The sequence below is a fragment of the Micromonospora sp. DT43 genome, assembly GCF_049841645.1.
Classification (GTDB): Bacteria; Actinomycetota; Actinomycetes; order Mycobacteriales; family Micromonosporaceae; genus Micromonospora.
Window position 1 is genome coordinate 183,430 of sequence record NZ_JBNCKR010000012.1, and the last position, 16,842, is coordinate 200,271.

Annotated in this window: 14 protein-coding genes; 3 read left to right on the forward strand and 11 right to left on the reverse strand. The window is 70.9% G+C overall.

Annotation, left to right across the window (positions count from 1 at the left end; genetic code table 11):
* The first annotated feature begins 40 nt into the window (after positions 1-40).
* A complete protein-coding gene (locus tag ACLQ26_RS25505; RefSeq protein ID WP_425746827.1) occupies positions 41-706 on the forward strand; it encodes a GNAT family N-acetyltransferase in 666 nt (221 codons plus the stop codon).
* Positions 707-710: 4 nt separating this feature from the next.
* Here the strand turns inward: ACLQ26_RS25505 and ACLQ26_RS25510 are convergent, their stop codons facing one another.
* From ACLQ26_RS25510 to murJ, 7 genes are all read right to left on the reverse strand, one after another.
* Complete coding sequence (locus tag ACLQ26_RS25510) at positions 711-1,871, reverse strand: N-acetylmuramoyl-L-alanine amidase (RefSeq protein WP_425746828.1); 1,161 nt, start codon at positions 1,869-1,871, stop codon at positions 711-713.
* 170 nt (positions 1,872-2,041) lie between these two features.
* A complete protein-coding gene (trxA, locus tag ACLQ26_RS25515) occupies positions 2,042-2,365 on the reverse strand; it encodes a thioredoxin (RefSeq protein ID WP_007453873.1) in 324 nt (107 codons plus the stop codon).
* Between the two features lie 32 nt (positions 2,366-2,397).
* Entirely contained in the window at positions 2,398-3,348 is a 951-nt protein-coding gene (gene trxB, locus ACLQ26_RS25520) for a thioredoxin-disulfide reductase (protein WP_393290902.1), read from the reverse strand.
* 183 nt (positions 3,349-3,531) lie between these two features.
* Positions 3,532-4,518 (reverse strand): hypothetical protein, encoded by a 987-nt coding sequence (locus tag ACLQ26_RS25525; RefSeq protein ID WP_425746829.1) that lies wholly within the window; start codon positions 4,516-4,518, stop codon positions 3,532-3,534.
* Positions 4,515-5,219, reverse strand: a complete 705-nt coding sequence (gene sigM, locus ACLQ26_RS25530; RefSeq protein ID WP_425746830.1) for an RNA polymerase sigma factor SigM — start codon at positions 5,217-5,219, stop codon at positions 4,515-4,517. The genes ACLQ26_RS25525 and sigM overlap by 4 nt, the downstream gene beginning before the upstream one ends.
* A gap of 43 nt (positions 5,220-5,262) precedes the next feature.
* Positions 5,263-6,873 (reverse strand): protein kinase family protein, encoded by a 1,611-nt coding sequence (locus tag ACLQ26_RS25535; protein ID WP_425746831.1) that lies wholly within the window; start codon positions 6,871-6,873, stop codon positions 5,263-5,265.
* Positions 6,874-7,318: 445 nt separating this feature from the next.
* Entirely contained in the window at positions 7,319-9,076 is a 1,758-nt protein-coding gene (gene murJ, locus ACLQ26_RS25540) for a murein biosynthesis integral membrane protein MurJ (RefSeq protein WP_425746832.1), read from the reverse strand.
* A 125-nt stretch (positions 9,077-9,201) separates the two neighbouring features.
* Between murJ and ACLQ26_RS25545 the strand changes: the two genes are divergently transcribed.
* Together ACLQ26_RS25545 and ACLQ26_RS25550 are read left to right on the forward strand one after the other, a co-directional pair.
* The gene (locus ACLQ26_RS25545) at positions 9,202-10,659 is read left to right on the forward strand and encodes a CCA tRNA nucleotidyltransferase (RefSeq protein WP_425746833.1); all 1,458 of its coding nucleotides are present in this window, start codon (positions 9,202-9,204) and stop codon (positions 10,657-10,659) included.
* Positions 10,660-10,866: 207 nt separating this feature from the next.
* Entirely contained in the window at positions 10,867-12,915 is a 2,049-nt protein-coding gene (locus ACLQ26_RS25550; RefSeq protein ID WP_425746834.1) for a S8 family serine peptidase, read from the forward strand.
* A gap of 143 nt (positions 12,916-13,058) precedes the next feature.
* On the opposite strand, the gene ACLQ26_RS25555 is transcribed toward ACLQ26_RS25550, so the two are convergent.
* The 4 genes from ACLQ26_RS25555 to ACLQ26_RS25570 are packed head-to-tail and all read right to left on the reverse strand — an operon-like array spanning position 13,059 to position 16,810.
* The gene (locus tag ACLQ26_RS25555; protein WP_425746835.1) at positions 13,059-14,606 is read right to left on the reverse strand and encodes a flotillin family protein; all 1,548 of its coding nucleotides are present in this window, start codon (positions 14,604-14,606) and stop codon (positions 13,059-13,061) included.
* A 29-nt stretch (positions 14,607-14,635) separates the two neighbouring features.
* Positions 14,636-15,157: a hypothetical protein gene (locus ACLQ26_RS25560; protein ID WP_363680791.1), complete on the reverse strand. Its 522-nt coding sequence runs from the start codon at positions 15,155-15,157 to the stop codon at positions 14,636-14,638.
* A 40-nt stretch (positions 15,158-15,197) separates the two neighbouring features.
* A complete protein-coding gene (locus ACLQ26_RS25565; RefSeq protein ID WP_425746836.1) occupies positions 15,198-16,295 on the reverse strand; it encodes a hypothetical protein in 1,098 nt (365 codons plus the stop codon).
* Complete coding sequence (locus ACLQ26_RS25570; RefSeq protein WP_425746837.1) at positions 16,292-16,810, reverse strand: SigE family RNA polymerase sigma factor; 519 nt, start codon at positions 16,808-16,810, stop codon at positions 16,292-16,294. Before ACLQ26_RS25570 ends, ACLQ26_RS25565 begins: the two co-directional genes overlap by 4 nt.
* Positions 16,811-16,842: the final 32 nt, after the last annotated feature.

Consider the following 16,842-nt stretch of genomic DNA (forward strand, 5'->3'; position numbering starts at 1 on the left):
TGCCGGCCTCACGACCGAGCCTATTGTGGGGATGCGCCATATGTCGCGACGTCTGGTCAGCCTGACCCTCGACACGCTCGAAGACCTTCCGCGCCCCTGCCGCCAGTGCGTCTACTGGGAGCTGGATCCGGTCTCCGCCGACCGGGCCTGCGCCGCCGGTGACCCCGGCCTGGAGAAGGAGGCGTGGGTTTCCCAGACCCTGCTGGAGTGGGGCTCCTGCGGCAAGCTCGCGTACGTCGACGGCATGCCGGCGGGCTTCGTGATGTACGCGCCACCCGCCTACGTCCCCCGCTCGATGGCCTTTCCGACGTCCCCGGTCTCCGCGGATGCCGCCCTGTTGATGACGGCAAACGTGGTCGCGGCGTTCTCGGGCGGCGGGTTGGGCCGGATGTTGGTGCAGGGTGTTGCCCGGGACCTGACGAAGCGGGGGATCAAGGCGATCGAGGCGTTCGGCGACGCCAAGTTCGGTGACGCGGACGACCCCGCCGGTGGGTGTGTGGCGCCGGTCGACTTCTTCCTCTCCGTCGGTTTCAAAACGGTACGTCCGCACCCCCGGTTCCCCCGGCTGCGCCTTGAGCTGCGCACCGCGCTGAGCTGGAAGTCCGACGTCGAGTACGCGCTGGAGAAGCTGCTCGGGTCGATGAGCCCGGAGACCCTGCTGCGGCCGGTCCGTCCCGCCCCGGCCACCCGCTCCACCGGCAGCTGAGTCGTCAGTCGACCACCGTGCCGGCGGTGACCACCGCCCGCAGTGCGCTGACGTCGAGCGAGCCGGTCGGCACGTCCCGCTCGATCGGGTAGTACATCCGCTGCACCGCGGCCACGATCGCCTCCACCACCCGGTCCCGGAACCGGGGGTCGACGAGTCGGGCGCGGTCCACGGGCGAGGTGAGGTAGCCGACCTCGACGCGGACCGCCGGCATCCGCGTCAGCCGCAGCAGGTCCCACGCCTTGGCGTGCGTACGACAGTCCCGCAGTCCGGTGCGCGCCACGATCTCCCGCTGCACGAGCCCGGCCAGTCGCTCACCGGTCGCCGAGGTGACCCCGTTGTCGGTGCCGTAGTGGTAGGTCGCCACCCCTTCCGCGTCCGGGTTGGCGTGCCCGTCCAGGTGCAGCGAGATGAACACGTCGGCGCCGAGTGAGTTCGCCAGCAGCGCACGGTCGGTGTCCGGCAGACACCTGTCGGGCGCTGGGCCGCGGGTGAGCTGAACCCGCACCCCGGACGCGGCGAGCCGCCCCTCCAGCCGGCTCGCCAGGTCGTGTACGAGGTCCGCCTCCGTCCAGCGCAGCGGTCCGTCCGGCACCACCATGCCCGGGTCGGTGCCACCGTGCCCGGGGTCGATGACCACCGTCTTGCCGACCAGCGCCGGCCCGGACTGGCGGATCGCGTCGGACTCGCGAAGCCACTGGGGGCGACCGCCGACGACCTTGCGACCGATCCGGCGCAGCGCGTCCATCGTGTGCGGCCCACAGGAGCCGTCGGGGGTGAGCCCGACCTCGCGCTGGAACTGGGCCACCGCACGGGAGGTCCGGATGCCGTAGATGGCGTCGGCGCGGCCGACGTCGTACCCCATCTCCAGCAGTCGTTCCTGCAGCGACCGGACGTCCTCGCCGGTGAGCGGCTCGGGAATCGCGTGATAGAGGGTGCGGGCGCCGAGCCGCCAGCGGGCGGCGTCCAACGCGCCCCAGGTCTCGGAGCCGACCCTGCCGTCCACGCTGAGCCCACGGGACTGCTGGAACGCCCGGACCGCGCGTTCGGTGTCCCTGTCGAATTCGTCGGCGTGCGAACCGGCGGCGAGCAGGTCGAGGCCGGTGAGGATGGTACGGATCTCCGTGACCGCGGGTCCCCGGTCTCCGGCTCGGATCGGACGCACGCACGACCCCCTCTGCACGAGTCTGGCTGGCCGGGCGGCCTCGGCTTGAGGCTATGCGCTCGGGGGCGGCCAGGTGGCTCGGCCTGGAAAAACTCCGCTCGTGTCAGCCGGGGAGACAGCGAACCCCGCACCCGACGAGCGGGTACGGGGTTCGGTGGTGTTCCTGCGGATCAGAGGGCCGACTCGATGAGCCGGACCAGCTCGCCCTTCGGCTTGGCGCCGGCGATCGACTGCACGGGCTGGCCGTTCTTGAAGACGGTGAGGGTCGGCACCGACATCACCCGGTAGGCCCGGGCGGTCTCCGGGTTCTCGTCGATGTTGAGCTTGACGATGGTGACCTGGTCGCCCATCTCGCCCGCGATCTCCTCGAGCAGCGGCGACACCTTGCGGCACGGCCCGCACCACTCGGCCCAGAAGTCCACCAGCACCGGCTTGTCGGCCTGCAGCACGTCAGCGACGAAACTCGCGTCCGTGACCGCCTTGGTATTTCCCACTATTGCCCCTCCTCCGGGATGTGTTTCCTGTTTCAGCTGAGCGTCGCGATGAACCGCTCGGCGTCGAGCGCGGCGGCACAGCCGGTGCCGGCCGCGGTGATCGCCTGACGGTAGGTGTGGTCGACCACGTCACCGGCGGCGAAGACACCGGGCACGCTCGTCCGGGTGCTGGGGGCCTGGACCTTCACGTACCCCTCGTCGTCCAGCTCGACCTGGCCCTGGAAGAGCTCACTGCGGGGATCGTGACCGATGGCCACGAACACACCTGTCACGTCCAGCACCTTGGTGTCGCCGGTGTGCACGTTGCGGACCCGTACGCCGGTGACCTTGCCGTCGGCGCCCAGGACCTCCTCGACGGTGCTGTTCCACTCGACCTTGATCTTCTCGTTGCTCAGCGCCCGGTCGGCCATGATCTTGCTGGCCCGGAACGAGTCACGCCTGTGGATGATCGTCACCGAGTCGGCGAAGCGGGTGAGGAAGCTGGCCTCCTCCATCGCCGAGTCACCGCCGCCGACGACCACGATGTGCTGGTTGCGGAAGAAGAAGCCGTCACAGGTGGCACACGAGGAAACGCCGTGGCCCAGGTATTCCTGCTCGCCCGGCACACCCAGCGGACGCCAGGCCGAACCGGTGGAGAGGATGACGGAGCGGGCCCGGTAGGCGGTCTCGCCGACCCACACGGTGCTCACCGCGCCGGCGCCGGAGTCGCCGGTGTCGACAAGCTCGACCCGGGTCACGTCGTCGGTGAGGAACTCGGCGCCGAACCGCTCGGCCTGCTTGCGCATGTTGTCCATCAGCTCCGGGCCGAGGATGCCGTCGGCGAAGCCGGGGAAGTTCTCCACCTCGGTCGTGGTCATCAGCGCGCCGCCGGACTGCACGCCCTCAATGATCAGCGGCTTCAGGTTGGCGCGCGCGGCATAGACCGCCGCCGTGTAACCGGCCGGGCCGGAGCCGATGATGATCAGGTTGCGGACCTCGTCCACTGCCGTCTCCCGAGTTGTGTGTGTTCGGCGTCGGCGCGCGCACCGATGCTGATCCGAGTGCCGACGCCTGGGGGGGTGCCGGCAGCTGACTTCCAGAACGTCATCGTACGAAGCGGGGATTCCCGAGCCGGGCATCCGGTGGGTCAGGTCACGTGGACGCTCATCGCACCGATGACCGCGGATTCACCCTACCCGCGCCGAATACCGGCTGTCCGAGCCGGACCCGGGTACACCACACTCGGGGCCGCTCACCCAGGCCCAGCGGGCCCCGGTCGGGTCGGTGAACCGGATGACCAGCGCCTGTTCGCCCTGGAACTGCGCGTAGTCGATCACTTCGACGATCAGCGGGGCCGCGCCGTGCTCCGCCGCCACGGCCGCCAGGCAGCCGGTCAATGCCGCCTCGCTGCTCAGCCTCGCCAACTGGTCCGACCCGTCCGGGGAGGGCCGACGGCCCCCTTCGGCGTCCACGCCGGGCTGTTGGCGGGGGGCGTCGCTGGTGGCTCCCCGCAGCGGAGACGGCCGGCTGGACGTGGCGCTGCCCTCCGGCTGACCGAGGGTCTGCGGGGTGTAGTCCGTTCCGCTGTGTAGTGCCGGCCCGGAGGTGCGGGCCGCCCCGGCCGCTGCCACCTCTCCGGGTGCGCTGGCCGGACGCTCCATGGTGCCGGTGTCCGCGGTGTTCGTCGACAGTTGGCGCAGGCCCAGACCGACCGCGACGACGGCGACCGCCGCGGCGGCCACCGGAGCGGCGTTACGGGCCCAGCGGTGCTGCCGGCGACCCGGGCCGGTGACTCTGCCGCGCCCCGACTCGGTAGGTGACGGGCTGCCCGGGTGACGGCCACCCTGTGCCGGGACGCCGACCGGTCTCGCGGGAGCTGCCGGCCCGGGTGAACCGGTGGCCGCGTCGTTCGGCGGGGCGTCGGCCGTGGCCAGCGCGGCGGCGATCCGTTCGGCGACGGCCGAGGGAAGCTCCGGGAAGGGCTCGGCCCAGCGGGCCAGGTCGGCGCGGACCTGCGTCACCGCAGGGGCAAGCAGCGCGTACGCCTCGGCCCAGCCCGGGTCCGTGTCGACCAGCCGGGCGATCTCCGCGTGCTGTGACGTGCCGTCCAACGCGCCGCCGAGGTAGTCAGCGAGCAGGTCGGTGTCGACCTCCCTGAACCCCTCGGTCGTCACGTGTCCTCCTGGTTGGCGTCCTGCCGGTACCGAACCGACCCCGATCCGACGCCCTCGGCCGGGCGTGGGTTCCCCGGCGTGACGTCGGGCACGTCCGCGTGCCGGCCGGCCGGTGCCGGATGCGACGACGGCACAGGCCGCAGGTGCCCGAGCAGCACCGCCATCCGGGCCCGACCCCGGGCGCACCGGCTCTTCACAGTCCCCTCGGCGACACCGAGGATGCGGGCCACCTCGGCCACCGGGTAGCCCTGCACATCCACCAGCACCAGGGCGGCCCGCTGTTCGAGCGGCAGCGCGGCGAGGGCCGCGCGGACGACAAGCGCGGTGTCGTGGTCCTGGATGGGCGCGGCCGGCTCGACACCGCCGGTGCCCGACCCGTCGGCGGACCGGTTGCCGTCGGGCAGTGGCACGGTGGGGTGCGCCTGCCGACGTCGGATCCGGTCCAGGCACGCGTTCACCACGATGCGGTGCAGCCAGGTGGTGACAGCGGAGTCACCACGAAACCGGCCGGCCGCCCGATGCGCCGACAGCAGGGCGTCCTGCAGGGCGTCGGCGGCCTCCTCGCGGTCGCCGAGCGTTCGCAGGGCCACCGCCCAGAGCCGGTCGCGGTGTCGGTGGAACAGGACCGCGAAGGCGTCCCGATCGCCGGCGACGTGGGCGCGCAGAAACTCGAGGTCCGTTCCCGCGTCGCGCCCGTCCATCACCACGTCCAGCGGATGCGGCGCCTACTTCGCGGTGCCCGGCTCACGACCCCTGGACCGTAATCTCCTGTACCCCCAGCTTGTAGCCACCCTCGGACGGGGGCAGTTCGGTGATCCAGAACAGCAGGTACTGGTATTTCTTGTCGGCGTCGAATCCGTTGAAGACCATTGTGGTGCCGTCGTGATCCTCGAAGGGCCGCCCGATGGGGTCCTTCTTGTAGTCCGTCACCAACTGGTTGTCGCCATCGGACGTCGACGCCGGGTTGGTGGTGCCGCCGAGGAGTTGGGCGGTCGCCCCGGTGGCGGAGAGCACCACCTGTACCGACTTGACGGAGTGCGGGCCGCCGAGGTCGAGCCAGACGCCCATGCCCTTCTTGATGTTGCCGAAGTTGGGGCGCTTCTCGTAGGTGTCGGTTTCCCAACCCTTGTCGTCGTCGCCGTCGATGATCTTGTCGGCGTCCTTGAGCTCGTTGCGCTCCGTGCTGTCCGGGTCGATGATCCGGACGTCCTTCACCGTCAACTTGCGCACCTGGGCGGCGGCCTGGGTGGCCTCGCCGGCCGGAGCGCTGGCGGAGGGCGTGGCCCCGGCGGTGTCCTGCGGGTCCTTGTCGTCGCCGCCGAGCGCGCTGATACCGATGAGCAGACCGACCAGTGCGACCGCCAGCAGGCCGGCGATGCCGATGGCGACCTTGCGACCACCGGCCGCGGCCAGCGGCGACGGCTCTTCCTCGGTGTCGGCGGCGAACCGCAGCGGCCCACCGTTGTCGAGGTAGTGCTCCTCCTCGGCGGGCACGTCCAGCCGGGCCAACTCGGCTGCCAGCACATCGGACGACGGCGGCGCGATCTCGGCGTCGAGCAGGTCCATGGTGAGGTCGTCCAGGTACGCCGGAACCCCGGCTCGAACCTGGCGGGGCGCCGCGAGGGTGCCTGCGGCGTCGCGGACCGCGTCCGGGATGGCCGCCCGACCATGGCCGGCGGTGGCGCCGCGCAGGGGTGCCTCGGTGTGCGGCCAGTGACCGGTCAGCGCGAAGTAGAGAACGCCGCCGACCGCCCGGATGTCGCTCTCCTGGCTGTCGTCGCCGTCGGTGCGCGCGTCGGCCAGGACCACGCGACCCTCGTCGCTGATCATCACGGTGCCGGGGTGGACGTTGCCGTGCACCATTCCGGTCGCGTGCACCGCGGCGAGCGCGCTGGCGACGGCGTTGCCGATCGCGGTGGCCCGCGCGGGATCCAGTGGGCCCTCGGCGGCCAGGTCACGCAACGACTGCCCGTCCACCCACTCCCGGACCACGTACGCCCGCTCGGCCTCGTCGATAGCGTCGTAGACGCCGACCAGGTTGGGATGGATGACCCGGCTGGCCGCGACGGCGGCCTGAAGCATCTCGGTGGCGGGATCGCCACCCGGGTAGCGCAGCACCACCGCGACGGGGCGGCGCAGGATGACGTCGACCCCGCGCCAGACCAGCCGACCCGCGCTGTCGTTGTTGATGTGCTCGACCAGCTCGTAACGCTCGGCGAGGACTTCACCGGCCGTGGGAGCACCGAAGGTCATGACAGGCGGAGCGCTCTCGTCCGCCTCCTGACCCTCGCCGACCTGGGTCACCCGTCCTCCCTCGGTGATCGTGTCGATCGATGGACCCGCACTGCTGGGCATGTGGCTTCCCGCTCTGCCGTCGAAGGAACCGGCCAACCGGTGTCGACGCGCAGCGTCGGCGCCTGCCGTACCCGTCGAGAGCGACCTTACCCGGCTTGCCCGTCTCCCCGACATGTCATCTTCTTGCCGTACCCGGCGGGGTGCCGGGAGTCGGGGAAGTCGTCCGGTTACGACCGTTGTCAGCCACGTTGCTGGCACATGTACTAGCTCAATCTACGGCTTCACTGCAAGTGACCGACGTTGGGGCCGAGCCCGAGTGGCGCCCCCGCCACCGGCCGCGTTCCCCCCGATCGGACAGGCACGCTCATCCGTACGGTTGGTTATCCACAGGCTGATCCGGTAGCTGACCGGCGAATCGCGGAGTTATCCACAGGTGCATCCCCAGCCTGGTGATCCGCGATCACGTTCCGTGTGGCGATAACTTCTGGTGCCCGGGTGCTCGCCCTCAGCGACCGAGACGGCGACGGACCATGCCGACCACCTCGGTGATCTCCCCGATCCGCAGCAGCGTGGCGAGACCCAGGTACGTTCCGCCGATCACCGCGCCACCGATCACGAGCTGCACCACGGCCTGCATCCAACTCGGCGTGTCGCCGCCGGGCAGCACGCTCACCACGAGCACGCCGACCAGGGCGGCGCCCAGCGCGGCGACCGCCACCCGGCCGAGGGTGCGCAGGATGGCACCCATCCCGATCCGGCCGACCCGGGGCCGCAGCAGCCAGGCGGAGGCGAACGCCGCGGCCAGGTACGACACCGCGTTGCCGATCATCATCCCGGCCGCGGCGAAATGTGCGGCGAACGCGACGTAGAGCACCACCTGCACGCCGATCCGCAGCGCCACCACCGGAATGTTGATCAGTGCCGGGGTGCGGGTGTCCGGAAGCGCGTAGAAGGCGAAGGTGAAGAGCTGGCTGATGGCGAACGGCACGAGCGCCAGCGCCGCCAGCAGCAGCACCAGTGAGGTGTCCGCGGCGTTCTCGTCGCTGAACGCGCCGTAACGGAACAGCGCCACGGCCAGCGGGGTGGCCAGCACCGCGTAGCAGACCGCGATCGGGGCGAGCACCGCCGAGACGGTGCGGGTGCCCCGGGACAGGTCCGCGGCGACGTCGCCGAACCGACCGTCGGCCGCGGCGGCGCTCATCCGGGGCATCAGCGCCGTGATGATCGAGACGGCGATGATGCCGTGCGCCATCATCAGCAGCAGGAACACGTTGTTGTAGATCAGTGGGCCGGCGGCGTTCTCCTTGCCGGCCCGGTTCAGCAGGTTGAACAGCACGATCAGCCCGACCTGGCTCACGGCGACGTAGCAGAACATCCAGCCGCCCAGACGACCCAGCTCGCGCAGCCCGAGGGTGCGGAAGTCGAACCGTAGCTTCCAGCGGAAGCCGACCTTGCGCAGTGCAGGCAGCAGCCCTGCGGCCTGGATGGCGACACCGAGCAGCGTGCCACCGCCGATCAGCAGGATCCGGCCGGAGGTCATCTCCTCCGGCTTGACGATCGTCGCGCCGAAGATCGCGATGTACAGACCCGCCGTGGCGATCACCACGATGTTGTTCAGGATCGGCGCCCACATCGGGGCCGCGAAGTGCCCCCGGGTGTTGAGCACCGCGGAGATCAACGCGCTGAGGCCGGTGAAGAAGATCATCGGCAGCATCAGGTACGACAGCGCCGTGACGAGGTCCCGGAAGTCGGCCCCCGTCTTCTTGCTGGCGTAGAGCGAGGTCAACACGGAGGCGAAGGCCACCGCCACCAGCGCCGCCACCGCGAGGGCCAGCACCGCGAGGGTCAACAGCCGCTGGGCGTACGCCTGGCCACCGTCGGCGTCGGCGCGCCGCCGGCGGACCAGCACCGGGATGAGCACGCTGGTGAGGATGCCGCCGAGGAGGAATTCGTAGACCATCCCGGGCAGGATCTGCGCCGTGGTGTACGCGTCACCGACCAGCGCGCCACCGAGCGCGGCGGTCAACGCCAACGTGCGCAGGAAGCCCGTACCCCGGCTGACCAGACTGCCGATCGCCATCACCGCGCTGTTGGCGGCGGCGCTCGCCTCGCCCACCTGCTCCTGCGGCGGGGCGGTCGACTCCATGGCCGGCTGGTTCAGCGGCTCGGCGGAGATGAAGGTGGCGCCGTCGGAGGGGCGGACGTTGGCTCCCGCACCGCCGTCCCGCGCGGCGTTCGCGCTGCGGTAGAGCCCGCCGCTCATCTCCAGCCTCCCAGGGGTACGTCGAGCCGGCGCCGACCCGCACGTCACAGACCATAGTCAACCCCTGCCCGTTACCCACGCCCGGCGGATCGGATCACACCCCGGACCGATAAGCTGGCGATCCCATGTCCGAAGCCTCCGCTCCTCACGCCGCCGACCGCCGCGAACTCACCGCCGCGCAGCGCAACGCCGTCGCCGAACTGCTCCGGGTCTCCCCGGTCGCCGACGAGTTGGGCCGCCGCTTCGTCCGCGCCGGTCACGAGCTGCACCTGGTGGGCGGTTCGGTGCGCGACGCGCTGCTCGGCCGACTCGGCGACGACCTGGACTTCTGCACCGACGCCCACCCCGACGAGACCCTGCGGATCGTCAAGGGCTGGGCCGAGTCGATCTGGGAGACCGGCCGGGAGTTCGGCACCATCGGCCTCCAGCGCGACGGCCTCCGGCTGGAGATCACCACTTTCCGCGCCGAGTCGTACGACCAGGTCAGCCGCAACCCGGTGGTGGTGTACGGCACCAGCCTCGACGAGGACCTGAAGCGGCGGGACTTCACCATCAACGCGATGGCCGTCAGCCTGCCGGAGCACCGGTTCACCGATCCGCACGGTGGGCTGGACGACCTCTCCGCCAAGGTCATCCGTACGCCGAGCACCCCGCGCGAGTCGTTCGGCGACGATCCGCTGCGGATGCTGCGGGCCGCCCGGTTCGCGGCCCAGCTCCGCTTCGCCGTGCACCCGGACGTGCACAGGGCGATGACCGACATGGCTGCCGACCTGGACCGGATCACCGCCGAGCGGGTCCGGGACGAGTTCACCAAGCTGCTCTGCGGCGCCGACCCGATCACGGGTCTGCGGCTGCTTGTCGACACCGGGCTGGCCGAGCGGTTCCTGCCGGAGCTGACCGGTCTGAAGCTGGAGATCGACGAGCACGCCCAGCACAAGGACGTCTACGAGCACACGCTGACGGTCGTCGAGAACGCGGTCTCGTTCGAGGAGGACGGCTGCGACTTCATCCTGCGGATGGCCGCCCTCATGCACGACGTGGGCAAGCCCGGGACGAAGGCGGTCGGGTCCGACGGCCGGGTCAGCTTCCACCACCACGAGGTGGTCGGTGCCCGGCTGACCAAGGCCCGGATGAAGGCGATGCGCTACCCCAAGGAGATCACCGCGAAGGTGACCGCCCTGGTCGCCCTGCACCTGCGCTTCTACGGGTACGGGCGGGGCGAGTGGACCGACTCGGCGGTGCGCCGCTACGTCGCCGACGCCGGTGACCTGCTGCCTCGGCTGCACAAGCTGACCCGCTCGGACTGCACCACACGCAACCGTCGCAAGGCCGCCCAGCTCGCCGCGGACTACGACGCGCTGGAGGACCGGATCGCCCGGATCGAGGCCGAGGAGGACCTGGCCCGGGTCCGCCCCGACCTGGACGGCAACGCGATCATGGAGCTGCTCGGCGTACCGCCGGGACCGGTGGTGGGGCGGGCCTGGAAGCACCTCAAGGAACAGCGCCTGGAGCACGGCCCGCTGGACCGCGACGCCGCCGAGGCGGAGCTGCTCCGATGGGCCGACGAACAGGGTCTTCGGTAGTCCGCTAAGGACTCCGGAGACGGCGGGCCGGGTGAATATCCACAGTTGCTCACCGAACGGATGAAGCGCGAACATTGGCGCTCATAGACGATGGTGCGACATCGCCAGCGCCCGCCAGGCGCCGCAGGACTGCGGGCCTCATCGGTGATCCATCGTGGATGGGCGCTGATCTGCTTACGGGGAGTACATGTGAGATTCAGCCGTGGCGTGACATACCGAACGGCGGCGGCGGGCCTGGTGCTCGCCTCAGTGACAACTTTGACGTCCGTCCTCACCACCGTCCCGGCGATGGCCGAGCCGGGTGGGGCGCAGCTTCCCTCCGCTCCGCGTACCCCGGCCGATTCGCCGAAGGACCAGGCGGACGCGGTCGTGCCCGGTCGCTACATAGTCGCGTTGAAGGACACCAAGGCGACCCCTGCGGAGACCCGCGCGGCGGCGACCGCACTGTCGCGAAACAACGGCGGGACGGTCCGGCAGGTCTTCACCCGCACTCTGCGGGGTTACTCCGCCCAGCTGAGCGCGACGCAGGCGAAGCGGTTGGCGGCACACGAGGACGTGGCGTCGGTCCAGCCGGTGCGGCGTTACCGGGCGAGTGGTACGCAGACCAACCCGCCGTCGTGGGGTCTGGACCGGATCGACCAGGTCACGCCGGCACTGGACAAGACGTACACCTACCCTTCCGCGTCGGCGAGCGGCGTCACCGCGTACGTGATCGACACGGGCATCAAGATCGACCACCAGGATTTCGGGACCCGGGCCTCGTACGGCTACGACGCCGTCGACAACGACACGGTCGCCGAGGACTGCGAGGGTCACGGCACACACGTCGCCGGCACCCTCGGCGGCAGCACCTACGGCGTCGCCAAGGATGTCAAGCTGGTGGCGGTACGGGTGCTCAACTGCTCGGGTGGGGGTGACACCGAGACGATCCTGGCCGGGATCGACTGGGTGACGGCCAACGCCGTCAAGCCGGCAGTCGCCAACATGAGCCTCGGGACCGTCAACGGCCGTGACCCGGCCATCGAGCAGGCGGTGGCCACCTCCATCGCCTCGGGGATCACCTACGCGGTCGCCGCCGGCAACAGCTACGACGATGCCTGCGGCTACTCACCGAGCGCGTTGCCTGCGGCGATCACTGTAGGCGCGACGGACCGGGTCGACATGCGCGCGACCTTCTCGAACTGGGGTCCGTGCCTTGACACGTTCGCCCCTGGCGTGGGCATCACCTCGGCGGGTATCGCCAGCCCTACCGCATCCCTGGTCGGCGACGGCACCTCCATGGCGTCGCCACATGTGGCCGGCGCCGCGGCACTGCGGCTGGCCGTCAGCCCCACCTCGACCCCGGCCCAGGTACGGGACTACATCGTCACCAGCGGTATCTCGGGGGCCGTGCTCGGCACGACGGGTTCGGTGGACCGGCTGCTCTACGTCGGACCGGCGGTGACGACCCGCAGCGACGTCGGCCTGCGGGCCCGGATCAACGACAGCCTGGTGTCGGCGGAGTCCGCTGGCACCAATCCGCTTGTCGCACGCGGCGCCGTCCTCGGGGCGTGGGAGAAGTTCGACATCGTCGCTGCCGGCAGTGGGCTGGTCGCCCTGAAGGCGAAGATCAACGGCAAGTTCGTTACCGCGGATTCCGCTGGCGCCAAGCCGCTGATCGCCCGTGGCACGACCATCGGTGCCTGGGAGAAGTTCCAGCTACTCGACAACACCGACGGCAGCGTCAGCCTCAAGGCGCAGGTAAACGGCAAGTTCGTTACCGCGGATTCCGCTGGCGCCAAGCCGCTGATCGCCCGTGGCACGACGGTCGGTGCCTGGGAGAAGTTCGACCTGGAGTCGCCGAACCCGGTGATCAGCCTCAAGGCGTCAGCGAACGGCATGTTCGTCACCGCGGATAACGGCGGGACCAAGCCCCTCATCGCCCGCGCCACCGCGCCGGGTGCCTGGGAGAAGTACGAGCTGGTCGACCTCGGATACCAGTACTACGCGCTGCGGGCGCTGGTCAACAACAAGTATGTGGCCGCCGGGGCCAACCCGTTGCTCGCGAGTGGCACGGCGATCACCGACTCGACCGTCTTCTACGTCATCGACCACAACGCCGATGGCACGGTCCATTTCGGTGCGTACGTCAATGACCTGGCCGTGACGGCCGAAAGCGCCGGTGGCAAGCCGCTCATCGCGAACCGGTACGTCGACTGGTCCAGCCCCACCTATGGGCTCGGGCCCTGGGAGAAGTTCACCATCGGGCTCGCCTGACCAACATCCCTCTCTACCGACGCCGGTCGGCCCGCTGAATCCAGCGGACCGACCGGCGTTTGGCTGGCCCAGCTGTGGCCTGCCTGACGCCGCCGAACCGTTCGGCTCGGCGGCGTCACTGCTTACCGGACGACGGAGTCCGATCAGCGGGTGCTCGGGACGACCGCGTTACCCGCCGTCGGCGTTCCGCCCCGCGTCGCCGAATCGGCGGCGCGAGCGGCGCTGTCGTCGGCACCGGCGCCGAGCCGGCCCAGCAGACCGGCCAGGTCGATCCCGGTCAGGTCGCTGCCGAGCTGAAGCCCCTGGGCCACGTTGCCGGCCACCGACTTCGTCAGCGACGACGCGCCGTCGGTGGAGATGACTGTCATCTTGTCGATCGCCCCGATCGGAGCGCTCGCCGCCTCGACCACCTGCGGCAGCACCTTGACCAGCAGGTCCAGCACCGCCGCCTCTCCGTACGCCGCGAACGCCTCGGCCTTGCGGGCCATCGCGTCGGCCTCGGCCTCGCCCTTGGCCAGGATCGCTGCCGCCTCGGCCGCACCCTCGCGCTCGACCGCCTCGGCGATCGCGGAGCGCCGCCGCTGCTCGGCCTCACCCTCCTTGGCGCCCTCGATCGCGTTCGCCTCGGCGAGCGCCGCGCGTCGGGCCCGCTCGCCCTCACCGGTGAGCCGTGCCTGCTCGGCTTCGGCCTGGGCGGCGGCGATGGTGGCCTGCCGCCGCGCGTCGGCGTTCAGCACCGCCGCGTTGCGGGCCGCCTCGGCCTCCTGCTCCACCTTGTACCGGGCGGCGTCGGCCGGCTTGCGCACCTCTGTGTCGAGCTGACGCTGCTTGAGCTCGGCGTTGCGCTCGGCCACCTTCTGCTGCTCGGAGAGGATCGCCTGGTCCCGCTCCGCCTGGGCGAGCGGCCCGGCCGCGGCTGACTTGGCCTTGGCCGCGTCGATCTCCGCCTGGATGCCTGCCTGCTTGAGGGCCAGATTCCGGTTCGCCTCCGCGATGGCCTCCTCGGCGAGCAGGCGCTCCTGCTCGGCCTGCTGCCGCGCCCGCGCCTCGGCGATGGCCGCGTCCTTGAGCACCCGGGCCGCCTCGGGGCGACCCAGGTCCTGCAGGTACGAGCCCTCGGCGAGGATGTCCTGGAGCTGGAAGGTGTCAAGCACCAGACCCTGGTTGGTCATCGAGTGCTCGGCCTCCTCGGCGACCGCGTTGGCGAACGCCGCCCGGTCCCGGATGACCTCCTCGACGGTGAGCCGGCCCACGATCGAGCGCAGGGCACCGGCCAGCACCTCCCGGGTGAAGTTGTCGATCTCGTCCTGCTGGTGCAGGAACCGCTGGGCCGCCGCCCGGATCGCGTCCTCGGTCCCGCCGACCTTGACGATCGCCACGCCGTGCAGGTCGGCGCGGATGCCCTGCTTGCTGACCGCTCCCCGGATGCCGACGTCGATCCGCCGGCTGGACAGGTCGAGCGACTGGAGTTTCTGCACCACCGGGAGCACGAAGACCGAGGCGCCCAGCACCACCTTCTGGCCGGAGTTGTCGGTCGACCTGCCACCGTCGGCGGTGTGCGTGGTGCGGCCCTTTCGGCCGGTGACGATGAACGCCTCGTTCGGCCCGGCCACCTTGATCCGGGAGAGGATGAAGAGCACCAGGACGAGCGCGAGGAGAACCGCGCCGCCGACAGCTATCAACAGGGGCATTGAGGGGAGTCCCGTCTGCGAGGAGGTAATCAGTAGGTTTCGACGTGCACGCTGGTCTCGCTGAGCGCCTGTACGACGAATATCTGGGCGCCGACAGGGATCGGCTGGTCGGCGCGGGCATTGAGCTTGACCGGCTGGCCGGCCACGCGTACGCGCACCTCGCCGTACCCGTTCACCGGCACCGGGGTCACCACCAGGCCGAGCGCGCCGACCAGGTCGTCCCGCGTGGGGGTGGGGTCCGTCCGCATGTTGCGCGCCGCCCGACTGAGCCGCGACGCCAACCACGCCGTGGGTACGGCCGCGAGCAGCCCACCAGCCGCCGCGCCCGCGATCATGCCCGGTGTACGCGCACCGAGCAGCTCGTTGACGATCGCCCCGCCGAAGCCGAACGCACCGGCGAACCCCGCGACCGTCTCGGTGGAGATCGGCCCGTCCACATCGGCGTGCCCGAAGTGCAGCAGCTCGCTGCCGAGCAGGGCGAGTGCCAGCACCACGACACCCGCCCCGCCGATGATCAGAAAGATGAGCGTCCCCGTGGCCACGACCCGCACGGTATCGACGTCGCGCAAAGGCGACGACCGGCCGAACGGCTCAGCGTGGTGCCACGCTCACCTCCAACTCGACCAACTGTTCGGGCAGTGGCTGGCGGACCAGCTCGCGACCCGCCGTGTCGGTGAGCACGAAGTCGCCGGACCCGTACGGCCGCCGGTACAGCAGCCGGTCGTCGCCGACCCAGCTGACGTCGGCGCTTGGCAGCGGGTTGACGACCCGTCCGGTAGCCGTCTCCACCAGCAGCGGCTCCTGCTGGCCCTGGACGACCACCAGGTTGCCGTCCGGTGACCAGGCCCACGGCCCGGCCGGGTCACCGGGGATCGGCTCGAACCGGGTCGGTCGTCCGTCGTCGGCGGAGAACATCTGCACGCCCCTGCGGGGGTGGCGGACCGACTCGGACCGTGGTTTGCCGTCGGCCGTCTGCTGCAGTGCCACATCCCGGCCGTCCCGCGTCCAGACGAAGAAGCAGTAGTCGGTGCAGAAGAAGCGCTGCCGGGACACCGGGTACGTGCGCTTCGTGCCGTCCGGCTTGAGCACGATGAAGCCGAAGTGATCCACCTGGTCGGTGGTGAACAGCAGGCGCCGACCGTCCGGTGACCAGGCCGGGCGGGTCAGGGCACGGCCGACCTGGTGCCAGCGGGTCTTGCCGGTGAACATGTCGACCAGGCCGACCTCGCGTGGACGGTTCTCGTCGACGACGGCGACCAGCGAGCCGGTCGGCGCGGGGTAGATCCCGTCGTAGCGGTCGGTGGGAACGTAGCGGCCACGGCTCCGGTCCAGCAGAAAGCCGTTGCCCGACCCGCCACTGACCTGTGCACGGGTCACCACCCAGTCGCCGGGCAGCACCAGCGGCGCGGCGGTCCAGTTCGCAGCGGGGGCGGGCCGGAGCGACGGCGATGGGCTGACGGTCACCTGTGGCGTCGCGGGGATCGGGGCCGACCGGGGCCGGAGCAGCACGAACGGCACGGCCGTCGCGACGACCGCGACCAGAGTGGCCGCGCCGACGGTCATCCGCCGCCGGCGGCGCAGCCGGCGACCCCGGCCGATCGCGGAGACGGCGAGGTCCGGAGCGGGCGCGGCACCGTCGGCGAGGTCGCGTACCGCCCGGCGCAGCGTCTCGTCCAGGTGTGTGGTCATCGCGTCACCTCCGGGCGGTTGGTCAGCTCGTCCAGACCCGGCACCAGGTGCCGGAGCCGTGCCAGTGCCCGGGCGCTCTGGCTGGCCACCGTGCCGGCGCGGCAGCCGAGCAGCCTGGCGGTCTGCTCGACGCTCAGGTCCTCCAGGTAGCGCAGCGTCAGCACGGCGCGCTGCCGGGGCGGCAGCGCCCGCAGCGCCTCCATCAGCAGCAACCGCAGGTCGGCCTCATGACCGCCGTCGCGGTCTGCCGGTCGCTCCGGCAACTCGGCCACGGGCACCTCCGCGCGCCGCGCCCGTCGACGCCAGCCGGAGACCTGATCGTGGTAGAGGATGCGTTTCACGTACGGCTCGGCGTCTCCCCTGATCCGTGGCCAGCGGGCGTACGCCTTGGCCAGCGCGTTCTGCAGCAGGTCCTCCGCCGCGTGCTGATTTCCGGCCAGCGCGTACGCGACGCGCAGCAGAGCCGCCCCCCGTTCCTGCACGAACGCGGTGAACTCCCCGTCGACCTCCGCCACCGTCCACCTCCGTAGCTCAGACGCCCGGCGGA

What these genes read in the sequence shown, in the direction of transcription:
- ACLQ26_RS25505 (WP_425746827.1), top strand. Translation starts at nt 41, where the DNA reads ATGTCGCGACGTCTGGTCAGCCTGACCCTCGACACGCTCGAAGACCTT.
- sigM (WP_425746830.1), bottom strand. Translation starts at nt 5,219, where the DNA reads ATGGACGGGCGCGACGCGGGAACGGACCTCGAGTTTCTGCGCGCCCAC.
- ACLQ26_RS25535 (WP_425746831.1), bottom strand. Translation starts at nt 6,873, where the DNA reads ATGCCCAGCAGTGCGGGTCCATCGATCGACACGATCACCGAGGGAGGA.
- murJ (WP_425746832.1), bottom strand. Translation starts at nt 9,076, where the DNA reads ATGAGCGGCGGGCTCTACCGCAGCGCGAACGCCGCGCGGGACGGCGGT.
- ACLQ26_RS25545 (WP_425746833.1), top strand. Translation starts at nt 9,202, where the DNA reads ATGTCCGAAGCCTCCGCTCCTCACGCCGCCGACCGCCGCGAACTCACC.
- ACLQ26_RS25555 (WP_425746835.1), bottom strand. Translation starts at nt 14,606, where the DNA reads ATGCCCCTGTTGATAGCTGTCGGCGGCGCGGTTCTCCTCGCGCTCGTC.
- ACLQ26_RS25565 (WP_425746836.1), bottom strand. Translation starts at nt 16,295, where the DNA reads ATGACCACACACCTGGACGAGACGCTGCGCCGGGCGGTACGCGACCTC.